This is a genomic window from Bradyrhizobium sp. JR4.3, from assembly GCF_040547695.1.
In the GTDB taxonomy this organism is placed as follows: Bacteria; Pseudomonadota; Alphaproteobacteria; order Rhizobiales; family Xanthobacteraceae; genus Bradyrhizobium; species Bradyrhizobium canariense.
Genome location: NZ_JBEPQF010000018.1, coordinates 93,640 through 116,659, shown reverse-complemented (window position 1 = coordinate 116,659; position 23,020 = coordinate 93,640). Strand labels below are relative to the sequence as shown.

19 protein-coding genes and 1 pseudogene are annotated in these 23,020 nt (G+C 64.4%); 8 read left to right on the top strand and 12 right to left on the bottom strand.

The features are described from left to right. Window positions 1-83: 83 nt before the first annotated feature. From mnmG to ABIB91_RS25935, 4 genes are all read left to right on the top strand, one after another. The gene (mnmG, locus tag ABIB91_RS25950; protein ID WP_354168457.1) at window positions 84-1,964 is read left to right on the top strand and encodes a tRNA uridine-5-carboxymethylaminomethyl(34) synthesis enzyme MnmG; all 1,881 of its coding nucleotides are present in this window, start codon (window positions 84-86) and stop codon (window positions 1,962-1,964) included. A 7-nt stretch (window positions 1,965-1,971) separates the two neighbouring features. Continuing rightward, the gene (gene rsmG / locus ABIB91_RS25945) at window positions 1,972-2,745 is read left to right on the top strand and encodes a 16S rRNA (guanine(527)-N(7))-methyltransferase RsmG (RefSeq protein ID WP_219681893.1); all 774 of its coding nucleotides are present in this window, start codon (window positions 1,972-1,974) and stop codon (window positions 2,743-2,745) included. Between the two features lie 29 nt (window positions 2,746-2,774). Beyond that, a complete protein-coding gene (locus ABIB91_RS25940; RefSeq protein ID WP_007598621.1) occupies window positions 2,775-3,629 on the top strand; it encodes a ParA family protein in 855 nt (284 codons plus the stop codon). A 162-nt stretch (window positions 3,630-3,791) separates the two neighbouring features. Further along, the gene (locus tag ABIB91_RS25935; protein ID WP_354168454.1) at window positions 3,792-4,676 is read left to right on the top strand and encodes a ParB/RepB/Spo0J family partition protein; all 885 of its coding nucleotides are present in this window, start codon (window positions 3,792-3,794) and stop codon (window positions 4,674-4,676) included. A gap of 232 nt (window positions 4,677-4,908) precedes the next feature. Here the strand turns inward: ABIB91_RS25935 and holA are convergent, their stop codons facing one another. From holA to leuS, 3 genes are read right to left on the bottom strand one after another with little or no spacing between them, the layout of a single operon-like run. Next, the gene (gene holA / locus ABIB91_RS25930; protein WP_007598623.1) at window positions 4,909-5,937 is read right to left on the bottom strand and encodes a DNA polymerase III subunit delta; all 1,029 of its coding nucleotides are present in this window, start codon (window positions 5,935-5,937) and stop codon (window positions 4,909-4,911) included. A gap of 47 nt (window positions 5,938-5,984) precedes the next feature. Then, the gene (gene lptE, locus ABIB91_RS25925; RefSeq protein ID WP_354168451.1) at window positions 5,985-6,536 is read right to left on the bottom strand and encodes an LPS assembly lipoprotein LptE; all 552 of its coding nucleotides are present in this window, start codon (window positions 6,534-6,536) and stop codon (window positions 5,985-5,987) included. After that, a complete protein-coding gene (gene leuS, locus ABIB91_RS25920; protein WP_354168449.1) occupies window positions 6,523-9,147 on the bottom strand; it encodes a leucine--tRNA ligase in 2,625 nt (874 codons plus the stop codon). The genes lptE and leuS overlap by 14 nt, the downstream gene beginning before the upstream one ends. A 225-nt stretch (window positions 9,148-9,372) precedes the next feature. On the opposite strand from leuS, the pseudogene ABIB91_RS25915 reads away from it, so the two are divergent. Continuing rightward, window positions 9,373-9,480 (top strand): annotated as a pseudogene (locus tag ABIB91_RS25915) (GGDEF domain-containing protein); the annotation flags it as partial. 3 nt (window positions 9,481-9,483) lie between these two features. On the opposite strand, the gene ABIB91_RS25910 reads toward ABIB91_RS25915, so the two are convergent. Next, on the bottom strand, window positions 9,484-11,181 hold the full coding sequence (locus ABIB91_RS25910; protein WP_007598626.1) for a diguanylate cyclase domain-containing protein: 1,698 nt from the start codon (window positions 11,179-11,181) through the stop codon (window positions 9,484-9,486). A 107-nt stretch (window positions 11,182-11,288) separates the two neighbouring features. On the opposite strand from ABIB91_RS25910, the gene ABIB91_RS25905 reads away from it, so the two are divergent. After that, on the top strand, window positions 11,289-11,978 hold the full coding sequence (locus ABIB91_RS25905) for a YggS family pyridoxal phosphate-dependent enzyme (RefSeq protein WP_354168541.1): 690 nt from the start codon (window positions 11,289-11,291) through the stop codon (window positions 11,976-11,978). Window positions 11,979-12,116: 138 nt separating this feature from the next. On the opposite strand, the gene ABIB91_RS25900 is transcribed toward ABIB91_RS25905, so the two are convergent. After that, window positions 12,117-12,890 carry a 2-keto-4-pentenoate hydratase gene (locus ABIB91_RS25900; protein ID WP_354168446.1) on the bottom strand — a complete coding sequence of 258 codons (774 nt, stop codon included), beginning with the start codon at window positions 12,888-12,890 and terminating at the stop codon, window positions 12,117-12,119. 6 nt (window positions 12,891-12,896) lie between these two features. Then, window positions 12,897-13,466 carry a L,D-transpeptidase family protein gene (locus ABIB91_RS25895; protein ID WP_219681964.1) on the bottom strand — a complete coding sequence of 190 codons (570 nt, stop codon included), beginning with the start codon at window positions 13,464-13,466 and terminating at the stop codon, window positions 12,897-12,899. 202 nt (window positions 13,467-13,668) lie between these two features. Here ABIB91_RS25895 and ABIB91_RS25890 point away from each other — a divergent pair, with 202 nt between their 5' ends. Together ABIB91_RS25890 and ABIB91_RS25885 are read left to right on the top strand one after the other, a co-directional pair. Then, entirely contained in the window at window positions 13,669-14,355 is a 687-nt protein-coding gene (locus ABIB91_RS25890; RefSeq protein WP_007598630.1) for a response regulator transcription factor, read from the top strand. Between the two features lie 58 nt (window positions 14,356-14,413). Continuing rightward, complete coding sequence (locus tag ABIB91_RS25885; RefSeq protein ID WP_007598631.1) at window positions 14,414-14,857, top strand: cyclic nucleotide-binding domain-containing protein; 444 nt, start codon at window positions 14,414-14,416, stop codon at window positions 14,855-14,857. A gap of 96 nt (window positions 14,858-14,953) precedes the next feature. Here ABIB91_RS25885 and xth read toward each other — a convergent pair whose 3' ends face one another. The 6 genes from xth to ABIB91_RS25855 form a co-directional block, all read right to left on the bottom strand. Further along, window positions 14,954-15,769, bottom strand: coding sequence for an exodeoxyribonuclease III (gene xth, locus ABIB91_RS25880; RefSeq protein WP_354168443.1), 816 nt, complete (start codon window positions 15,767-15,769; stop codon window positions 14,954-14,956). Window positions 15,770-15,922: 153 nt separating this feature from the next. After that, complete coding sequence (locus ABIB91_RS25875; RefSeq protein ID WP_354168539.1) at window positions 15,923-16,678, bottom strand: outer membrane lipoprotein carrier protein LolA; 756 nt, start codon at window positions 16,676-16,678, stop codon at window positions 15,923-15,925. A gap of 152 nt (window positions 16,679-16,830) precedes the next feature. Then, window positions 16,831-19,305, bottom strand: a complete 2,475-nt coding sequence (locus ABIB91_RS25870) for a DNA translocase FtsK (RefSeq protein WP_354168441.1) — start codon at window positions 19,303-19,305, stop codon at window positions 16,831-16,833. Between the two features lie 9 nt (window positions 19,306-19,314). Continuing rightward, window positions 19,315-20,529 carry an aminotransferase class I/II-fold pyridoxal phosphate-dependent enzyme gene (locus tag ABIB91_RS25865; protein ID WP_354168439.1) on the bottom strand — a complete coding sequence of 405 codons (1,215 nt, stop codon included), beginning with the start codon at window positions 20,527-20,529 and terminating at the stop codon, window positions 19,315-19,317. Window positions 20,530-20,838: 309 nt separating this feature from the next. Continuing rightward, window positions 20,839-21,243: a GFA family protein gene (locus tag ABIB91_RS25860; protein ID WP_354168437.1), complete on the bottom strand. Its 405-nt coding sequence runs from the start codon at window positions 21,241-21,243 to the stop codon at window positions 20,839-20,841. A gap of 116 nt (window positions 21,244-21,359) precedes the next feature. Beyond that, complete coding sequence (locus tag ABIB91_RS25855; protein ID WP_354168435.1) at window positions 21,360-22,958, bottom strand: caspase family protein; 1,599 nt, start codon at window positions 22,956-22,958, stop codon at window positions 21,360-21,362. Between the last annotated feature and the right edge of the window lie 62 nt (window positions 22,959-23,020).

Sequence of the window (23,020 nt, the reverse complement as noted above, 5' to 3'; positions counted from 1 at the left end):
CTCCGCTTTTCCCGTTTCACGTGAAACAACCGCCTCTCCAGTTTCCGCTTCCGGCTTCCCTGCCTGTGAGTTAGAAGTCCGCCATGCGAACAGAGCGAGAGAGCTTCGACGTCATCGTGATTGGCGGCGGCCACGCCGGCTGTGAGGCGGCGGCGGCCTCAGCGCGGATGGGCGCGGCGACCGCTCTGGTGACGCATCGTTTCTCCACCGTCGGCGCGATGTCCTGCAATCCCGCGATTGGCGGTCTCGGCAAGGGCCATCTGGTTCGCGAGGTCGACGCGCTCGATGGTCTGATGGGCCGGGTCGGAGACGCCGGCGGCATCCAATTTCGCGTCCTCAATCGACGTAAGGGCCCGGCGGTGCGTGGTCCGCGCGCCCAGGCCGACCGGAAGCTCTATGCCGCCGCGATGCAGGCGGCGATCCGGGAGACCGCGGGTCTTTCCGTCATCGAAGGCGAGGCGGACGAGCTGATCGTGGTCGAGGGACGGGTGATCGGCCTGCGCCTGGCAGATGGCCGCGAACTTCGGGCGGGGGCTGTCGTCGTCACCACCGGCACCTTCCTCCGCGGTCTGATCCATCTCGGAGAGAAGAACTGGCCGGCCGGCAGGGTTGGCGAGGCGCCGGCAATGGGCCTGTCGACCTCGTTCGAGCGCGCCGGGTTTACCCTTGGACGGCTCAAGACAGGGACCCCGCCGCGTCTGGATGGCACCACGATCGACTGGTCGGCGGTCGAGATGCAGCCGGGGGACGAGCCTCCAGAGCCGTTTTCGGTGATGACCGAGCGAATCACGACGCCACAGATCCAGTGCGGGATCACCCGCACCACGCCTGCGACCCACGACGTGATCAGGGCCAATGTCCATCGCTCTCCGATGTACTCCGGCCAGATCAAGAGCTCCGGACCGCGCTATTGCCCTTCGATCGAGGACAAGATCGTTCGCTTCGGCGATCGCGACGGTCACCAGATCTTCCTGGAGCCGGAGGGGCTCGACGACAGCACGGTCTATCCCAACGGCATCTCCACTTCGTTGCCGGAGGAGGTCCAGCTCGCCATCCTCGCAACCATTCCGGGCCTGGAGCGGGTCAAGATGGTCCGGCCGGGCTATGCCATCGAATACGACCACATCGATCCCCGGGAGCTCGATCCGACCCTCCAGACCAAGCGTCTGCGCGGCTTGTTCCTGGCCGGGCAGATCAACGGCACGACCGGATACGAGGAAGCCGCCGGCCAGGGCATCGTGGCCGGGCTGAACGCTGCACTGGCTGCGAGCGGCGCCGCCCTGACCGTGTTCGACCGGGCGGACGGCTATCTCGGCGTGATGATCGACGACCTCGTCACCCGCGGCATCAGCGAACCCTATCGGATGTTCACCTCCAGGGCCGAGTACCGGCTGACGCTGCGGGCGGACAATGCCGATCAGCGTTTGACCGAGAAGGGCATCGCCCTGGGATGCGTCGGGAGCGCCCGGACCGTGCATCATCGGGCCAAGATGGACGCCCTGAATGCGGCTCGAGAACTATCGAAGTCGCTCACGATCACCCCGAACGAAGCGATCAAGCATGGGCTGTCCCTGAATCGAGATGGTCAGCGGCGGTCGGCCTTCGAGCTGATGGCCTATCCCGACATCGGCTGGAGTCAGGTCCGTGCGATCTGGCCGGAGCTCGCTGCCATTGATCCCGTCATTGCCGCCCATCTCGAGATCGACGCGAAGTACGATGTCTATCTGGAGCGCCAGAGCGCCGACGTTGAAGCCTTCAGGCGGGACGAGGGGATGGTGCTGTCGGACGTCGACTACCAGCAGGTCCCCGGTCTCTCCAATGAGGTCCGGGCCAAGCTGGAGAAGGCACGTCCGTTCACGGTTGGCCAAGCCGGCCGAATCGACGGGATGACGCCGGCCGCGCTCGGCATCCTTGCGGCCTATCTCCGCCGCGAAGCGCGGAAGACGTCCAAAGCGACCGCATAGGTTTCACGTGAAACAGCGCGGGCCGGGCGGCGGCAGATCGTCATCAGCAAAACCCTCGGCGGGAGAGGGCGCCGGTGGTCGCTTCGAACCGGCGCCGACCAGACCGAAGATCGACAAGGCCAGCGCCAACGATCGATCGCTGGACGCCGTCATCGCAGCCGACAAGATTGCGGCGCTCAAGCTTGCGCCCGTTTCACATGAAACGGAGGCCCGGCTCGATCGCTACATCGCACTGCTCCGGGAGTGGCAGGCCAAGACCAACCTGGTCGCGCCCTCGACATTGCCGCATCTCTGGACCCGGCACATCGCCGACTCCCTTCAGCTCGTCGCTCTCGCCCCATCGGCCAAACGCTGGGCCGATCTCGGCAGTGGCGGTGGCTTTCCCGGGATCGTCTTGGCCTGCGCTATGGCAGGAACGGCCGGGGCGAGCGTCCATCTGGTCGAGCGAATCGCCAAGAAGGCGGCCTTCCTGCGCGAAGCCGTCCGCATAACTACATCCCCGGGAGTCGTACATCTCGCTGAGATCGGGGATAATGTGGATAGAATCACCGGCCCGGTCGATTGCGTCACCGCGCGTGCGCTGGCTCCGCTACACCAACTCATCGGCTTTGCGGAGCCGCTGATGCGTCAGGGCGCAAAAGCGTTGTTTCTCAAGGGTCAAGATGTAGAGTCTGAATTGACCGAAGCCACTAAATATTGGAATATTCAGCCGCAGCTCCACCAAAGCCGGACAGGCGACGGTTGGATCGTCGAGCTGGCTTCCGTCGAACGGCGCGGGTGAGGCGTCAGGGGCCGAGTGGGGAATTTGCGATGAGCGTGATTGACGAACCGCAGCAAGAACAGACCGCCGCCGTCCCGCAGGGCCATCCGCGCATCCTGGCGCTGGCGAATCAGAAGGGCGGCGTGGGAAAAACAACCACGGCGATCAATCTCGGCACGGCGCTCGCTGCGATCGGCGAACGCGTCCTGATCGTCGATCTCGATCCGCAGGGCAACGCCTCGACCGGCCTCGGCATTGATCGCCGCAACCGCTCCTGCTCGACCTATGACGTGCTGGTGGGCGAGGCGAGCCTGCGGGAAGCGGTGGTATCGACTGCAGTGCCGCGGCTGCATATCGCGCCCTCGACCATGGATCTCTCCGGCCTCGAGCTCGAGCTCGGCACCACGCCCGGTCGTGCGTACAAGCTGCGCGACGCGATCAGCGCGCTCAACAACAACGTCTCGCCCGACGCCGATTACACCTACGTGCTGATCGACTGTCCGCCCTCGCTCAATCTGATCACCGTGAACGCGATGGCGGCTTCCGACGCGATCCTGGTGCCGCTGCAGTGCGAGTTCTTCGCGCTCGAAGGTCTGTCGCAATTGCTGCAGACGGTGGAGCAGGTGCGTTCGACGCTCAATCCGAACCTGTCGATCCACGGCATCGTGCTGACCATGTTCGACTCGCGCAACAATCTCTCGAACCAGGTCGTTGCCGACGTCCGGCAGTTCATGGGCGAGAAGGTCTACAAGACCATGATCCCGCGCAACGTGCGCATCTCGGAGGCGCCGTCCTACGGCAAACCGGTGCTGGTCTACGATCTCAAATGCGTCGGCAGCGAAGCTTATCTGCGGCTCGCCACCGAAGTGATCCAGCGCGAGCGCGAACTGCGGACGACGCATTGATCCACCGCCGGCCCGTAGGGTGGGTTAGCCGAAGGCGTAACCCACCACGTCTGGTGCCTCGAACGAAGTGATGGTGGGTTACGCTTCGCTAACCCACCCTACGATTCTACAATTCGATATTCAGTTCTGGAGTGCTGCAGCGTGAATCCAAGGGAGCTGGCGATGGCCGACGAAGCGCGTTCGCGATTGGGCCGGGGTCTTGCGAGTCTGATCGGTGACGTCGGCGGCGAGGCTCAGCACGTCGATCGTCCGCGCGCGCAGCGCAAGGTGCCGATCGAATTCATCAAGCCCAATCCGCGCAACCCGCGCCGCACCTTTTCGGAAAGCGAGCTCAGGGAGCTCAGCGATTCCATCAGGCAGCATGGCGTGATCCAGCCGATCGTGGTGCGCCCGGTGAAGGGTGCGCAGGACCGCTTCGAGATCATCGCCGGCGAACGGCGCTGGCGCGCCTCGCAAATGGCCGGCCTGCACGAAGTGCCGATCGTCCCCGTCGACATCAGCGACAGCGATGCGCTGGAGTTCGCGATCGTCGAGAATGTGCAGCGCGAAGACCTCAACCCGATGGAAGAGGCGCTCGGCTATCACGCGCTCGCCAACGAGTTCAAACGCAGCCAGGACGATATCGCCAAAGTCGTTGGCAAGAGCCGCAGCCACATCGCCAACATGATGCGGCTGACGAAGCTTCCCGCCGAAGTGCAAGCGTTGATCACGAGCGGCGAGCTGACCGCGGGTCACGCCCGCGCGCTGATCGGCGTGCCTGATCCGCTCGCGGCCGCCAAGCGCATCGTCGAAGAAGGCCTTAACGTCCGCCAGACCGAGGCGCTGGCGCATGAAGAGGGCGTGCCGGAGCGCAAGCCGCAGAAGGCGCGCACGGGGGCGAAGGAAAAGGACCCCGACACGGTCGACCTGGAGAAGCGCGTCAGCGATGCGCTCGGGCTCAAGGTCACGGTGAGCCACCGCGATCCCGGCGGCTCCGTCCAAATCAACTACCTCAACCTCGATCAGCTCGACGAGGTGATGCGGCGGCTGGCGAAGGGCGCGCTGTAGCCGCTAGTTCCGCTCTCTCACCCTCACCCTGAGGGGCCGCGGAGCGGCGTCTCGAAGGGCGAGGGCCCGGCCTGCATCCTTCGAGACGCGCGCAAGAGCGCGCTCCTCAGGATGAGGGGCACGCACCGTCCTCGTCATCGCGAGCGCAGCAATCCAGAATCTTTCCGCGGAGAGATTCTGGATTGCTTCGTTGCAAGGGCTCCTCGCAATGACGGGGGGCAGAGCGGCGTGCTCAGCTCCGCCGCTTCGCGTTCGCGGCGATCGCCATCAGCGTGCGCTGGGCGATGGCGGCGGCGAGGGTGGATTGCTTGCGCGTGTCGAGCGCGGCGGTCGCGAGCTGCTCGATGATGGCGGCGAGCCGCGCCACGCTGAAATTGCGCAGTGCGGTTTCGACCGCGGGCTTCCGCGAAAAATGCAGGCGCGGATAGCCGCTGTCGAGTACTGCGGAAGCGGGCGTGCCGTCGGCGATCGCGAGCGCCGATTTGTGCAGCCACGCCGCCTGACGCTGCGCCGCAGAGATGATCACGCCGGGGTATGTGCCTGCTATCATGGCTTTGGCAAACTCGTTCTCGACGATCTCGGGCCGGCCGGCGAAGGCGCCATCGACGATCGGATCGAGTTTCAGCTCCGACGCATCGGCGACGACAGCCATCACGTCATCCAGCGTGATCTCGCCCTTGCCATGGGCATAGAGCGTGAGCTTGCGCAGCTCGTTGCGGGAGGCCTGGCGGTCGCCGCCGAGGAACGACATCAGCGCCGCGCGGGCATCCTGCGCGATGCGCAAATTGGCGATGCGGAGCTCGTCTTCCATCAGCTTGGCCAGGTCGCGCTCGCTATCGGGATAGCAGGCGATCGCGACGGCCGTCTTGGCGCGTTCGCAGGCCTTGCGCAGCGGCGATTCCGGGCGCAGCTCGCCGGCCTCGATCACGATGCGGCAATCCTTCACGCCCATCTCAGCCAGCGTGTCGATAGCGCTGGCAAAGCTGCGCGAGCCGGCGCGCACGCGGATGGCGCGGCGGCCGCCGAACAGCGGCACCGTCATGGCCTCGTCGACGAGGCGCGACGGCTCGGCGGAGAGCTCGTCGCCATCGACCTTGACCAGCGAGAACGGATCGTTGGGATCGTCGACAGCCGAGGCAATCAGCGCATCCGCGCGTTCGCGGACCAGGCCGGCGTCAGGTCCATAGAGCAGGATGATCGAACGGCCCACATCGGGGCGGGCGAGAAAGGCGTCGATCTCTTTTCCGCGCAGCGCGACCATGTTGCCTGGGATTCGTCATTCCGGGCGAACCGGGGGGACGGGATGAATTAAGTGCCCGCGGTGAAGAACGAGGCGAGGCGAGTCGTGATGTTCTCGGCGATCTCGTTGGCGGCACGATCCTCGGCATCACGTATTGCGCGGTTGCGGCTGAAACGCTGATAGGAGCCGGGCATGTCGTAGGACACGCGGGAGAACGTGGTGCCGGTCATTACCGACTTGCCGCTGACGACCTCGATCAGATTGTACTGGGCGTCGAGGCCGTAGTTTTCGCTGCTCGGCAGGCCGGTATTGGGATCGACGATCAGCGACGACTTGCTGCTTGAGAAGCGGATCTCCAGGCGGTGGGTCGGCGGCATGCCGGTGGCGGTGCCATAGAGCCTGAAGGCCAGCGCGTTGCGGACCTCGACGCCGACGCGGGCCTCGCGCGAGGCATTGGCTTTGGAGATCGGGGGCAGATCGACCCCCATCAGCTTCTCGCGCAGGCCGGGCGTGCCGTCGGTGTGCTCGGCATACATCGGGTGGAAGCAGCCGGCCGTCATGGCCGCCAGTGCGGCGACCGCCAGCAAGCGGGCTGCGATGCGGATCCTAGCCGACAACATTCACGATCCTCTTGGGGACGATAATCACCTTGCGGACGGGCTTGCCATCCAGGGCCAGTTTTACCGCATCGAGGGCCAAAACGGCAGCCTCGATTTCCGGATTCTCGGCCGCTGTTGCAACTGTGACCTCGCCCCGCTTCTTGCCGTTGACCTGAACCACCAGGGTCACACTGTCTTCAACCAGCAAATCACGTTCGATTTGGGGCCAATTGGCCTCGGAAACCAGCCCGCTGTGGCCGAGAGCCTGCCAACACTCCTCGGCCAGATGCGGCATCATCGGGGAGAACAGCTGGACCAGGATCTGGCTCGCCTCCCGGATCGCCCAGGCCAAATCTGGAGCCGGCTGGCCGGAACGCTGCAAGACCTCCGCGAACGCATTGGTGAATTCGCGAATATGGGCGAGGCAGACGTTGAAGTGCAACCGCTCGATCCCGGTGGTGACCTTGTCCAGTGCGCCATGGGCGGCCTTGCGCAAGGCGGTGGCGTCCGGGCCGAAGCCGGCGGGCCGGGCGGCCGGCGCGGCCTTGCCGGGTTCGATCGAGTCGTTCACCAGCCGCCACAGCCGCTGTACGAAGCGTGAGGCGCCCTGGACGCGCTCATCGCTCCAGATCACGTCGCGCTCGGGCGGGGAGTCCGACAGCATGAACCAGCGGGCGACGTCGGCGCCATAGGTCTCGATGATGTCGTCGGGATCGACCGTGTTCTTCTTAGACTTCGACATCTTTTCGATCGGACCGATCTGGATGTCTTCGCCTGACGTCAGCAGCGTGGCGCGGCGGCCGTTGGCGCCGGTCTCGACCTTCACCTCGACCGGCTGGACGTAGGTGCCGTCGGCCTTCTGGTAGGTCTCGTGCACCACCATGCCCTGCGTGAACATGCCGGCGAACGGCTCGTCCAGTTCGATGTGCCCGGTCGCCTTCATGGCGCGCGTGAAGAAGCGGCTGTAGAGCAGATGCAGGATCGCGTGCTCGACGCCGCCGATATACTGGTCGACCGGCAGCATCCGGTTGGCGACCTCTGGCGTCGTCGGCGCGTTCTCGTTCCAGGGATCGGTGAAGCGCGCAAAGTACCAGGACGAATCCACGAAAGTGTCCATGGTGTCGGTTTCGCGCTGCGCCTTGCCGCCGCATTGCGGACAGGTCACGTGCTTCCAGGTCGGGTGATGATCGAGCGCGTTGCCTGGCTTGTCGAAGCTCACATCCTCCGGCAGCACCACGGGGAGGTCGGCATCCGGCACCGGCACCACGTCGCACTTCGGACAGTGGATGACAGGAATCGGGCAGCCCCAATAGCGCTGGCGCGAAATGCCCCAGTCGCGCAGGCGGAAATTGACCTGACGCTCGCCGACCGGAGCGTTGCCGCGCAGCTCGCTCTCGAGACGCTTCGCCACCTCGTCCTTGGCCTGATCGATGGTCATGCCGTCGAGGAAGCGCGAATTGATCATGCGGCCGTCACCGTCATAGGCGGTATCGGTGATGACGAACGATTTCGGATCCTGGCCCTCGGGGCACACCACCGGCGTATTGCCGAGAGCATACTTGTTGGCGAAATCGAGGTCGCGCTGATCGTGGGCAGGGCAGCCGAAAATGGCGCCGGTGCCGTATTCCATCAGCACGAAGTTCGCGACATAGACCGGCAGCTTCCAGCTCGGATCGAACGGATGGACCGCGCGGATGCCGGTATCGAATCCCTGTTTCTCGGCGGTGTCGATGATCTCCTGCGCCGTGCCCATCCGCTTGATCTCGCCGATGAACTCGGCGAGCTCAGGATTTTTCGCCGCGGCCGCCTGCGCCAGCGGATGATCGGCCGAGATCGCCATGAATTTCGCGCCGAACAGCGTGTCGGGGCGCGTCGTGAAAATCTTCAGCTCGCTCTCGCCGGCCGGCGTCGTCGCCGCGTCGAGCGCGAAGCGGATCAGCAGCCCCTCGGACCGGCCGATCCAGTTGCGCTGCATCAGCCGCACCTTGTCGGGCCAGCGGTCCAGCGTATCCAGTGCCGACAGCAGCTCCTGCGAGTACTTCGTGATCTTGAAGACCCACTGGTTCATTTCCCGTTGTTCGACAACGGCGCCCGAACGCCAGCCTTTGCCGTCGATCACCTGCTCGTTGGCGAGCACGGTCATGTCGACGGGGTCCCAGTTCACCTTGCGCTTTTCGCGCTCGGCGAGGCCTTCGCGCAGGAAGTCCAGAAACAACTTCTGCTGGTGCTTGTAGTAGCTAGGATCGCAGGTCGCGATCTCGCGGCTCCAGTCCAGCGACAGCCCGATCGAACGGAGCTGCTTCTTCATCGCGGCGATGTTGTCGTAGGTCCAGGCCTTCGGTGCCACCTTGCGCTCGATCGCGGCGTTCTCGGCCGGCAGGCCGAAAGCGTCCCAGCCCATCGGATGCAGCACGTTGAAACCCTTGGCGCGCATGAAGCGGGCCAGCACGTCGCCGAGCGTGTAATTGCGGACATGGCCGATATGGATGCGCCCCGACGGGTAGGGGAACATCTCGAGCACATAATATTTCGGCCGCGGATCGTCGTTCTTGGAGACGAAGATCGCCTGTTGGTCCCAGGCGGCTTGCCAGCGCGGTTCGGCGTCGCGGGCGTTATAGCGTTCGGAGGTCATGGAATCGTTGGGTTTTCGTGGATCTGGGCCAGCTAAAGACGGCGGACTAGGCCATAGAAGTCCTCAAGGGGTCAATGGGTTGCCGCAATTTGGGAACCTTCGCGACCGTCCCGGGCAAATAGTGCGGCCGCCATTGGGGTGTGATTAAGAGGTCGATGCCAGGTTGGTGGTGGCCAGGACCCGAAGACTTGCGATGGACACCAGCTTCGACGATCTCGACCGATCACAGATCTCATCGAGAGCTGCGATCGCGCGCTCTATCTCGCCAAGAACAACGGCCGCAATCGCGTGGTCACCGAGAGCGAGCTCGATGCCACCGGGGCTGCGGGTTAGCCCTTAACCCGCCATCATCATTTCCGCCGCGCCGTTGTCGATCACCATGATGCCGTGTTCGACGACGTTGTTGCGACCGCGGTGCTTGGCGGCGTAGAGCGCGGCGTCGGCGGCTTCGATCAAATCGCCCGGACGCAAGCTCTCGTTGGGCTTCGTCGCGGCAACGCCGATCGAGACGGTGACGATCATGTGGTCGGAGGTGATGTGCGGCAGGCACAGCTTCAGCACGGCCGCGCGCGCCTGTTCGCCGATTTCGACGGCGCGCGCGATGTCGGTGTTCGGCAGCAACAGGCAGAATTCCTCACCGCCGTAGCGGGCCGCGAAGCCCATCGTGTCGGCGGCGATGCCGGACAGCGACTCGCCGAGCCTGGTCAGGCAGGAATCACCTTCGAGATGGCCGTAGGTGTCGTTGAACAGCTTGAAATGGTCGACGTCGATCATCAACAGCGCGAGGTCGCTGCCATATTGCTGCGCGCGCATCCATTCGAAGTCGAGGCGGCTCTGGAAGCCGCGGCGGTTGGCGAGCCCCGACAACATGTCGATCGAGGCCATCACCGTGAGCCGGTCATTGCTCGCCATCAGCTCGCGTTCGCGCTGGCTGAGCTGCGCTGCCATCGCGTTGAACGCACGGGCCAGCGGCACGAACTCGGACGGCAGGCGATTGCGCGCTGCACGCGCCGACAGATCGCCCTCGCCCAGACGCTTGGCCATGTCGGCGAGCATCCTGATCGGCTTGATCACCAGTTTCTCGGCTGCGATCAGCGCGCCGAGCAGCACGAACACGACGACGAAAGCGAGCTGGAGATAGGCGGTGCGGATATCGCGGCTCACGGCCGCGGACACCTTGTCCTCGTCGATGCTGGCGATCAGGCGGGCATTGGTTCCGGCGATGCGGATATAGCTGACCGCGCGGCGGGAGCCGTCCGCGGCGAGGAAGGAGAGTGAACCTTCGTCCTGGTCAGACCTCAGCGCCTTGTCGGCGATCGCGGACATCAGCGGCATGTTGTCGAGCGGACGTCCGATCGCACTATGCTGGTCGGCCGGTGCCGCCAGCACGGTGCCCGCGCTGTCGACCAGCACGGCCGTGATGCCGGCGCGGCCACCCAGATTGCTCATGACCTTCGACATCCAGTCGAGGTTGACGGTGGCGAGCACGACGGCATCCGCTACGCCGCTGAAGGCGGACACCGGGTAGACCGCCATGACGGTCGGTGTCGGCACAGGGCGCGACAGGATGAAGTCGCTCAGCACGAAGCGGCCGGTTTCCTGCGCCTGCTGGAAGTACGGCCGGTCACCGAGGTCGAGGCCGACATACATGTTGTTGGTGGCGCACTGGATGCGCCCGTCCTGGCCGGCGATCAGAAGCGTGCGGATCCAGGGAAGATTCGACGGCAGGCTCGCGCGCAGCACGTCACAGCTCTTGCTGATGCCGCCGACGGAGGCGCGGATGAAAGCTTCCGATTTCAGGATGGTCTCGACCGACGATATCACCTCGCGCTGCGCATCGGCGCTGTGTCTTGCAACGGTGGTGAATTCGGCCGTGGCCTGCGCGATCTGCCGCGTGCGCGTGTCTTCGAGCGAACGGATGCGCTCGAACATCAAAGGCGTCACCAGAATTACCGCGAGCAACGCAAGCCGCGCCCGGATTCCGAGAACCTGCTTGAGTTTCGCTCGTTTGCGGTTGAAACTGACGTTTGCCATCTTCGCTGCCCACCCCGCGGCTAAGGTAAAGCAAAGGGTTCAAAAACTCTTTCTTGAACTCGGTAAAATTAGAATTAGCTCTGCAACAACAGCTCCGATGCGACATCATGACTGAAGCCAACGCCGCGCCGGTAACCGGCCATTCACCAAACGCGCTCGCCGCGGTCGAAGCCGAAATCGCGCGTGCCTGCAGGGATGCGCGGCGCGAACGTGCCTCCGTGACGCTGATTGCGGTGTCGAAAACTTTCGCCGCGGATGCAATTACCCCGGTCATCGACGCCGGACAGCGCGTATTCGGTGAAAATCGCGTGCAGGAGGCCAAAAGCAAATGGCCCGCGTTAACTTCTGTTTACCCCGATATCGCGCTGCATCTGATCGGCCCGCTGCAATCCAACAAGGCGAAAGAGGCGGTCGCGCTGTTCGATGCCATCCATTCGGTCGACCGCCCGAGCATTTGCCAGGCGTTAGCCAAGGAAATCGAATCCCAGGACAAGCACCCGGAATTGTTCGTCCAGATCAATATCGGTGAGGAGCCGCAGAAGGCGGGCATAGCCCCCGGCGAGGCCGATGCTTTCATCGCGAGCTGCCGCGACACCTACGGGCTGACAATCTCGGGGTTGATGTGCATCCCGCCGGTGGATGAGCCGCCGGCGGCGCATTTCGCGCTGACCGCCAAGATCGCCGCGCGTAATGGATTGAAGAAGCTCTCGATGGGCATGAGCGCGGATTATGCGACCGCGATCATGCTCGGCGCCACGCATGTGCGCGTGGGCAGTGCGATCTTCGGGCACCGGTGAGAGCCGTTAGCGACGGCAAGGCGCCATACGAACTCTCGAATTCGTCATTGCGAGCGGAGCGAAGCAATCCAGAGTCTCTCCGCGGAAAGATTCTGGATTGCTTCGCTGCGCTCGCAATGACGGTGGTGTATGCGGGGCCTATTCAAACCCCACCGCCACCTTTCCCAGCGCGCCAAAGTCCGCGACAAACTGATCGCCGGCCTGGATCGGCAGCGGCGGATGGCACGTGCCCGTGGTCACCACCTCTCCTGCCCGCAAGGTGATGCCGAGGCCACGCAGCTCGTTGGCCAGCCAGACCAGGGCAATGCGGGGATCGCCGAGCACGTTCTTGCCGTGGCCGAGATAGCGCTGGCCACGCAGCGTGATCTGCGGCCGCTCCTCGACGAGATCCATGGCACGCCAGTTCGCATTCGTCGCCGCGCCCAGCACGAACAGATGCGCACAGGCATTGTCGGCGATCAGCTGCGCCTCGCCGGCGCTGGCGAAATCGGCAAAGCGCGAATCGGGAATCTCGATCGCGGGATGCAAGCTGTCCACGGCGGCGAGCACCTCGTCGACAGTATACGGCGCCGCGCGCGGCGGCAGATCGCGCGCCATGCGGAAAGCGAACTCAGGTTCGCCGACGCGCATCGCGTTGCCCTTCATCGAGGCGGTGCCGCCATCGGCGATCACGGTGTCGCTCATGATCCGACCGGCCAGCGGTCCCGCGACGTTGATGTGCTTCTGTCCGGACTCGCTTGTCGCCGCGATCTTCCAGCCGAACAAAGTCCCGCTGAGTGCGGCCTGTATGGCGTAACCCTCGGTGCGGTTCTGAGGCCGCAACGGTGGCTCCAGCGCGTCAAGCTTGGTGCCGTCGCGCCAATGTTTGATCAGGACCTGCGAAGCGGCGGCGATCTGATCCCTGTCGAGCATGTGTCCTCACCCGATGATGATTTTTGTTTTTGGTCCCAGCCGCCGCAGCAATTGTCGCATCGCCGCTTCGGTCATCGAGACGCAGCCTGCGGTCGGGCCGAAATTGTCGCGGGCCAGATGCAAAAACACCGCGCTGCCCCGGCCGGCGATCCGAGGCCTCGTATTGTGGTCGATTTCGATGATGAAGTCATAGAGATGGTCGGCCCGCTTGAGCCGGTCGCCGCCCTGCCCCTCGCCGAGGCGGATCCCCTGATTGTAGTGACGGTCCTTGGGATCCTCGCACCAGGCGTCCTCGCCGGTGATGATCCGGGCCGGCAGGAAGGTCTGCGGGCGGCTGTGCCGGTCGCCCCGCCACCACAATCGTCTGGGACGGAAGCTGCCCCTCGGGGTGCCGCCATCGCCCTCGCGCTTGTTCGCCAGAATGCCGCCGCGTCCGAGCGCCACCGGAATCGTCAGCGCTCCGGCGGTCAGCCAGCCCCGGCGCGGATTCCCGGCGGCAGGCTTAACGCGGATCGCCGACAGCGGCCCGGCGCTTCGGTTCATGGTGTAACTAGCTGAAGCAGCTTTATTTTTCATGTGAACGTGCGATGTCGAATTCATTACAGGACATTCATCAAAACGGCCTGCTATTCTGGGTTAGAGTGGTTCTGGCTTGTGAATCGGTAACAGCCCACTACTTCAACACGAACAACAATAATAACGGCGACCCCTAAACTTCCCTCTCGGTTGGGTGCAGCATGGATGCGCGCCGCGCCGGACCCCAAAAGGATGACCCCCTATGGCCAATGCCCGCAAGATCCTGATCGTGGATGACGATACCGATCTGCGCGATACGTTGGTGGAGCAATTGTCGCTGCACGAAGAATTTGAAGCCTCCGCCGTCGATACCGGCGCCAAGGGCGCGAGCGCCGCGAAGGCCAATGCCCCCGATCTCGTCCTGATGGATGTTGGCCTGCCTGACACGGACGGCCGCGAAGTGGTCCGTTCCTTACGCAAGGGCGGGTTCAAGGCTCCGATCATCATGCTCACCGGGCATGATACTGATTCCGACACGATTTTGGGGCTGGAATCCGGCGCCAATGACTATGTCGCAAAACCCTTCCGCTTCGCCGTGCTGCTGGCGCGCATCCGCGCCCAGCTTCGGCAGCACGAAGCGAGCGAGGACGCGGTGTTCTCGGTCGGCCCCTACTCTTTCCGCCCCGGCTCCAAGATGCTGACCGCCGCCAACGCGCGCAAGGTCCGGCTGACGGAGAAGGAAACCGCGATCCTCCGCTTCCTCTACCGGGCCGGTCAGATGCCGGTCTCCCGCGAGACCCTGCTCCAGGAGGTCTGGGGCTACAATTCCGGCGTCACCACCCACACGCTGGAAACCCACATCTACCGCCTTCGCCAGAAGATCGAGAAGGACGCCGCGAACCCGGAAATCCTGGTCACGGAAGCCGGTGGCTACAAGCTGGTGCCGTGATACGCTTCTGGGGCGTGCGAATCGTTTTAGATTGCATGCCCTCGAGCCCCGGACCTGAATGTCAATCGACGACGATGTAGCGCTTCTCGAGCGTGTCCCGACACTGCGCCTGTTGGGAGACGCTTCGTTGCGCATGCTGGCGATCGGCTCCGAGCAGCGTGACTTCGTCCGCGGCGACGTCTTGTTCAATCTCGGCGACGATGCCGATGCCGGCTTCGTGGTCCAGCGCGGCGCCTTCCGGGTCGACGACGGCGCCGGCGCGGAGATGATCGCAAGTCCCGGTGCGCTGATCGGCGAGCTCGCGCTGATCGTGCCGATGAAGCGGCCGTCGAGCGCGATCGCGATCGAGCACGCCTCCGTCATCCGCGTCGCGCGCAGCCTGTTTCAGCGTGTGCTCGAAAGCGACCCCGCCGCGGCCGTCCGCCTTCGCGATGAATTCGCGGTGCGCTCCAGCCAGATCGCCAGCGATATATTGATGGCGGGTGCGAAGCTGACCAGCTAGCAGTGCCGTAGCCCGGATGGAGCGAAGCGCAATCCGGGATTCGTGCCTCCGGAAAAGCTGCCCCGGATTTCGCTACGCTCCATCCGGGCTACAAGATCACACCTCGAGCGTCACCGTCACGGGCACATGGTCCGACGGACGCTCCCAGCTCCGCGCGTCGCGTAAAATCTTGAAATCGCCGACCGCGTCTTTCAGCGCGCGCGAGACCCAGATGTGGTCGAGCCTGCGGCCGCGGTCGCCGACGGTCCAATCGGCGGAGCGGTAGCTCCACCAGGTGTAGACCTTTTCCGACATCGGAATGCGGTCGCGCGCGACGTCGACCCATTCGCCGGCGGCGAGCGCGGCTTGCAGCTTCTCGGTTTCGATGGGCGTGTGCGACACCACTTTCAGAAGCTGCTTGTGCGACCAGACGTCGTTCTCATGCGGGGCGACGTTGAGATCGCCGACCAGGATGTGGCGATCCTCGCCGCGCGGATGCAACGGCTCGCACGCTTTCATCTCGTCGAGGAAGCGGAGCTTGTGATCGAACTTCTCGTTCAGCGCGGGATCGGGAATGTCGCCGCCGGCCGGCACGTAGAAATTATGCACCACCAGGGGCTTCGCGATCCCGGCCTTCTCACCGAACGATACTGAGATATGGCGTGAATCAACCTTGTCGCAGAAGGTGCGGATGTCCTTCGACTCGAACGGAATCTTCGAGACGATGGCGACGCCGTGATAACCCTTCTGCCCGTTCAGCGCGACATGCTCGTAGCCGAGCCGCTTGAAGCGCTTCAGTGGAAAGGCGTCGTCGATGCACTTGGTCTCCTGGAGACACAGCACGTCCGGCCGCGAGCTCTTGAGAAATTTTGCGACCAGATCGATGCGCAGCCGCACCGAATTGATGTTCCAGGTTGTCAGGGAAAAACGCATGAGGGATGCGTCTTAGCATGGATTTGCGCGAGGAAAATGCTTGTCCACAGCGGCGGAATCGTAGGGTGGGTAAGCGCAGCGCAACCCACCATGCTTCCAAATTTGCGGAGCGAGATGGTGGGTTACGCCTTCGGCTAACCCACCCTACGGCACCTAGCCCGGCGACGGGCCGTAATTGGTAAAATCGATCTTGAACATGCCGGGATCGAGCTTCTTGCTCGTGTCCAGATTATAAACGGCGATCGTGGTGTCGTAGCCCTGCGGATCTGTGACGGTCCACTGCTTCAACTGACCGTCCTTGGCGCCGAACATCAGCAAGAGGCGGCTGGTGCCGACCAGCGCCTGCTTCTCCTCGATGGTGACGCTGACGAAGACGTCGTCGGCCGAGACGTTGACGACGTTGGTGTCCTTCATCAGGTCGATGCGGTCGGACAGCAGGAAACGCAGCGGCGTCTGCGACAGCGGATAAACGTCCTGCGTCGCGAGCTTGCGGTCGCGCACCACCAGCGACGATCCGTCGGCGACGATGTCGATCGGGCTCGGCGCGTCATATTCGAAGCGCACCTTGCCCGGCTTCTGGATGTAGAAGTCGCCTTGCGTCTTGCTGCCGTCGGGGCCGACCTGGACGAAATTTCCGACCAGCGTCGACAATGACGAGAGATAGGCGCTGACCTTGGCCGCCTGGGCCTTCTGGTTCGCATCGAAGGTCTGGAAGATGCTGCTCGGCACGTTGCGGCGCGGATCCGGAATCACCGGATTCGGCGGCGCCTGGGTCGCGCCGGTGACCGTGGGTCCTCCACCGGCCGGGCTGCCATCGCGGCCCTTCGGTGCGGGCTTCGGCACGGGAACGGTCTGCGCGAACGACGCCGCACTCACCATCGCGGCGGTGACGAGAATCACGCCGGCCATGCGCGCGCTTCGCGCGGCGACGATGGCAGCGAATCGAATGTCCGGATGTCTGATCAACGCGTCGTCCTGTGTGGCTGGGCGCCCTTTTAGCGTGATTTCGGCCAAAAGCAGATAACGTTTTTGCGTGAAATGGTGGTCCGAGGCGGCTCGCCTCACATATGGCTGTCTTCTTCCTCGACCAGAATCTCGCGTTTGCCGGCGTGGTTGGCGGGTCCGACGATGCCCTCCAGTTCCATGCGCTCCATCAGCGATGCGGCGCGGTTATAGCCGATCTGCAGGCGACGCTGGATGTAGCTGGTCGAGGCCTTGCGGTCGCGTTTGACGATCGCAACGGCCTGCGAGAACAAATCGCCGCCGCCATCCGCGCCCATGGCGGAGGCGTCGAACACCGCGCCGTCCTCGTCCTCGCTGGGTTCTTCGGCCGTGACGGCTTCGAGATATTCCGGCTGTCCCTGCGTCTTGAGGTGGCGCACCACCTTCTCGACTTCGTCGTCCGACGCGAACGGTCCGTGCACGCGGCTGATGCGACCGCCGCCGGCCATGTAGAGCATGTCGCCCTGGCCGAGCAGCTGCTCGGCGCCCATCTCGCCGAGAATCGTGCGGCTGTCGATCTTGGACGTGACCTGGAAGGCGATGCGGGTCGGGAAGTTCGCCTTGATGGTGCCGGTGATGACATCGACCGATGGACGCTGCGTGGCGAGGATCACGTGCAGGCCGGCCGCGCGCGCCATCTGCGCGAGACGCTGCACCGCGCCTTCGATGTCCTTGCCGGCAACCATCATCAGGTCGGCCATTTCGTCGACGATGATGACGATGTAGGGCAGCGGGTCGAGCGAGAGCTTCTCTTCCTCGTAGATCGCCTTGCCGGTTTCCTTGTCGAAGCCGGTGTGCACCGTGCGCGTTGGCTCTTCGCCCTTGGCCTTCAATTCGAGCAAGCGCGTGTTGTAACCGTCGATGTTGCGCACACCGAGCTTGGCCATGTTCTTGTAGCGCTCTTCCATCTCGCGCACGGCCCATTTCAGCGCGACCACCGCCTTCTTCGGGTCAGTCACGACGGGCGTGAGCAGATGGGGAATGCCGTCATAGACGGAGAGTTCGAGCATCTTCGGATCGACCATGATCAGGCGGCACTGGTCCGGACGCAGCCGGTAGACCAGGCTGAGGATCATGGTGTTGATGGCGACCGATTTGCCGGAGCCGGTGGTACCGGCGATCAGCATGTGCGGCGTGCGGGCGAGGTCGATGATGACGGGGTCACCACCGATGGTCTTGCCGAGGCAGAGCGGCAGCTTCGCAACCGAATCGACGGTCTCCTTGGCGACCAGCAGCTCGCGCAGATAGACCTTTTCGCGATGGGCGTTCGGCAGCTCGATGCCGATGGCGTTGCGGCCGGGCACGACGGCGACGCGCGCCGACAGCGCGCTCATCGAACGCGCGATGTCGTCGGACAATCCGATCACGCGCGACGATTTGATGCCCGGCGCCGGCTCCAGCTCGTACAGCGTGACCACGGGACCCGGATGGGCCTTCACGATCTCGCCGCGAACGCCGAAATCCTGCAGCACGCCTTCGAGCGCGCGCGAATTGGTTTCCAGCTCGGCCTTGCTGAGCGGCTGGCGATCGCCGGCCTTCGGCGCGGCCAGCACCGACACGGACGGAAGCTCGAACTTGTCGGAGGATTTCTTGGAAGCGGCCTTGGGCGCAGCCTTCTTGCGCGGGGCGCGCGCGGCCGGCTCCTCCTCCTCTTCCTCCTCCTCGTCGTCCTCGTGTTCGTCCTCGTCGTGCTCGTCTTCGGATTGGGGCGAGATCGACGGCGCGGTGCGGCCGCCACCGAGCTTCGGCTCCTGGCGGCTGAATGCAACGGCCTTGGTCTTCGGTCCGCTCGAGACCAGCGAGCGGTAGGCCGCACCAAGCAACCAGGTCAGTCGCGCCTTCGTGCTCATCAAGGCATGGAACAGCCAGCCCAGCGACACCGAACCGCGATCGCTGTCCTCGTCCTGTTCGAGCGGCTTGTCGTCGTCCTCGATGTCCGCGAGTTCGTCGTCATGCTCGCGTGCGCCGAGGCCGCAGGCGATCAGGAAGGTCGCCGCCATCGCCGCGAACAGGATCGTGCCGAGCACGATGCGATAGATCATGCCCGGCGGTCCGAAGATCACCGCGGGCGCGCGAACCAAGGCATCGCCGACCACGCCGCCGAGGCCTGTCGGCAGCGGCCAGGCGCCGCCATGTGGCCAGCAGCTGACGAACCCTGCCGCGATCGCCGTGCAGAGAATCCAGGAGCCGAGCCGCAGCGCCTCGCGGTCGAACGGGCGATGGGTCAGCATGCGCCACCCCCAGACCGCGATCGTCAGGACCAGCATGATCGCGCCGAGCCCGAGGATCTGCATCGCAAGGTCGGCGCCGATTGCGCCGGCATAGCCGAGAATGTTGCGGATCGGCCGCGACGTTGCGTGGCTGAGGCTGGGATCCTGCACCGACCAGGTCATCAGCGCCGCCGAGGCGACGCCCGACAATGCGATCAGGCCGAGACCGCTGAGCTCGCGCACGCGCCGCGCCAACCCCTCGCGGATCGAGGGCGGCAGATGGCCGACCAAGGGAATGACACGTTCGATTGTCGACATGCTCACGGGCCCCGCCTAACCCAGAGTCTCGACCAGGCGGTGCAGCGCCTGCGCCGTAGTCTCGCCATCCTGCACCAGCGCAAGGCGAATGTAGCCTGCGCCGGGATTGAAGCCGTCGGGCTGGAGCCGCGCCAGATAGCTGCCGGGCACCACGCGCACGCCTGCTTCCTTGAAGAGTTTCAGGCACACAGACACGTCATCGCCGATTTCGGACGTGTTGAGCCAGACGCAGAAGCCGGCATCGGGCCGGCGATAGCCGTAACGATTGCCGATGATCTGGTCGGCGAGATCGAACTTGATCCGGTAGAGCCTGCGGTTCTCCTCGACATGCGCTTCGTCGCCGTAAGCAGCGGTCGCAACATGCTGGAGCGGTACCGGCACCTGCGGCGCCGCGATGTTGCGCAGCTCGAGGAACATGCCGATGAGTTTTTTGTCGCCGGCGGCGAAGCCGACGCGCAGGCCCGGCAGGTTGGAGCGCTTCGACAGCGACTGGAACGCAACCACGCGGGTGAAATCAGGGCCGGCGCATTCGAGCGCGCTGCCGGGCGCTTCGCGGGTGTAGATCTCCGAATAGCACTCGTCGCTGAGGATCACGAAGCCGTAGCGGTCGGCGAGCTGCTTCAGGCGCGTGAAATAATCGCGCGAGGCGACCGAGCCCTGCGGGTTGGCGGGCGAAGCCAGATAGAACGCCACCGTGCGCGCCAGCGTCGCCTCGTCGATGGCGTCGAGATCGGGCAGGAAGCCGTTCTCGGCCGTGGTCGGCAGGTAGACCGGCTCGCAAGCGGCGGCGCGGGCGCCGGCGCCATAGACCGGATAGAACGGGTTCGGCATCAGGATCGCAGGCTTGCCGGGACGCGGGCCGACATAGCGCGCGGCCGCGATCGCGGCGAGGAACAGCCCCTCGCGGCTTCCATTGAGGACGAGAATCTCGCTCTCGGGATCGAGCGCGCGCGGCAGCTTGAAGCGTGACGACAGCCAGGCGCCCGCAGCCTTGCGGAACGGGTCGGTGCCCTTGTTCGCGGGGTAACGGCCGAAATCGGCGATGTGCTTGGCCAGCACCGGGCCGACGAAGTCGGGCACGGGATGCTGCGGCTCGCCGACGGCAAGCGAAATCAAAGGCTTGCCGGGCTGATGGGGTGCCAGCAGCTCGTTCAGCCGGACGAAGGGAGAGCGTTCGCTATCGGAGCTTCCACTGTCCTGCGGCGCACGGGATGAAGCGGTCATAGCCATTCTGGACGCCAGCACTCTTGGAACAGCCGGTCGCGACCAAGGCGCCGGCGGGAAGCGGTTCACTTCACCATAGATAGGGCGAGGTTAAGACGCGATTAACCATCGGTCGCCGGCTCCGTCCAGAGCAGGAATAACGAGACCGGATAACAACGGGATGGCTGCGGCGGTTCTTACCGCTCCCGCTTGCGGGAGAGGTCGCGCCGGAGGCTTGGGTGAGGGTTCTCTCCAAACAGGGACTGTCCCGATGTTGAGGCACCCTCTCCCCAGCCCTCCCCCGCATGCGGGAGGGAGCGCGCCGTCATTGCGGCTCTAGTGCCCCGGCAGCTTCTCGAATGTCGCCATGCCCGCGGGGATCGCGTGGAAGTCCTGCTTGTCGCAGGTGTAGATCGCCATCTGCGGATGGAACTGCGCAGGCTCGTCCAGCGTCCCGACCTTCAGGATCGCGGCCGGCAGTCCTGGAACCTTGGTCACCAGATGGGTGCCGCATTCGGCGCAGAACTCGCGCGTCACGGCGCGCTCGAGGTCCTTGCGGGTGAACTGCTTGGGCTGCCCGGTGACGTAGCTGAAGCCGGCCGCCGGCATCGCGATGAAGGTGTTGGGCGCGCCGCCCGAGATGTACTGGCACTCGCGGCAATGACACTGCGCCTGCATCATCGGGTCGCCCTCGGCGACATAGCGCACTTCGCCGCAATAGCATCCGCCTTCCAAACGCATGACGACCTCCCTCTTGTTGTTTCTTGTGGTCGATATTTCTGCGCCAGCGGTGCGGAATGGCAATCTTTTTCTTTGCGAGCGGACAAAGGCAGACCATCCGCAGCCGGTTCGTGCATCTATCGCTTGGCAAGCCCGCAGCCGTTGAATCCCCGGCCGCGCCAGCAACCGCTGCTCATGCACTCGGCTTCCAGCCGTGGACAAGCGGTTGAAGCGCAATCCGCGCGGCCGCCCATACTGACGCACGCCGTGGCGCACCTGCTTCGCATGAACGAACAGCTCATGCCGCTTCCGGTCTGCCGCGGTTGCCCTGCTCCGGCCTGATCTGGCGGCAGCACGGCCCTCTTGTCGTCGCGCTTGGTCGGCCGCTTCGAATCAGGTTGGCCCGGACTTGCAGCGGGGCTCGGTGTCGTCAGCTTGGAGAGCTCCATCCGACACGGTCGGCTGGTCTCGGTCCGGACGCCGGCGCCGGTGGTTTCTTTCAGCTCGAGTGCGAGCTTGTACTGATAGGGCGCGCCGGCGGTGCGGCGCAGCGGATCCTTCTCGCCAATCAGCCCGTTGACGGTGACAGTCGCGCTGCCGTCCGCTTCAATCTTCCCGTCATAGATTGTGGCACCGGGCTGGCCCTCTTCCCCGGAGAGAGTGTGCAGCACGCCATCCTTGACGCGCAGCGCATACTGGAAATAGGCCTCGGGAAACGGGGGCTTGTTCTCGCAAGTTTCCTTCGCGATCCAGGTTCCATCGAACGCGGTTACGCGCTTGGCGGCGTCTGATGGTTTCGCCAAAGTCTCGATGCGTGATTTCGCCAAATCTGCGAACGCGCAGGCCGGGAAGCGTGCGAGGTGATCCTTGAACGCCGCGAGCGTTCCCAGCGCTTCCGCGCTACGCCAATGGTCGCCGGCCTCCGCGCAGGGATCGACCTGAGGCGTCGCAGGCGACAACGCCGCCGTTTCGGGCTTGCCGTTCAGGTAGAACTCGCCGAAGAACGACAGCGACAGCTCCGGCACTTGCGAGCCTTTCGAGCGCTGGTAGACGCCGGCGCTGATCGTCTGAAATACCGTGTTGACGTTGCCCTTGTCGCCGATGTGCTCCAGGAACGCGCTGGTATAGGGGCTGTTGCGGCCGCTGCCGTCGTCGGCAGTCCGGCCGGCCTGTGTCGCGTAGGAAATGATGGTGCCCTCGGGACTTTCCATCTTGGCGAGGCCGCGAGAGACGGTGACGCCGCGGCCCTGTCCGACGTTTCGCCGCAACTCGTCGGCAAATGGATTGTCGCGGCAGGCGTCGAGCACGAGGATGCGCAGGTTCTTCGCCTGCTGCAGATCCGCCAGGATCTCGTCGGCCCGCACCAGGCGGCGCAGATCGACCTCGTCGCGAACGACGGCATCGACAGGCACCAGATAGTTGACGCCGGCGAACTGGAGCGCGTGCCCGCTGTAATAGAACAGAGCGACATCCGCGCCGCGGGCCTCACGCGCGAAGCGAAGAATGGTGTCCTGCATGGCGGACTGGTCGAGGTCGGTCGCGACCAGAGGATCGAACCCCGATCGCTTGAGGGCCGCGCCGACATCGGCCGCATCATTGGTCGGATTGGCGAGCGTGGGAACGTTTCGGTAGGCGCCGTTGCCAATCACCAGCGCGACGCGCTTGTCCGCACGGGCATCGAGGCTCGACAAAGCGAGCAACAGGAAGCACCAGACCAGGCAATAGGGCAGACGCATGAAATCCTGCTCCAAATGGGGAGCATGATATTCAACAAGCTCGCAGCAATGCAATTTAACTT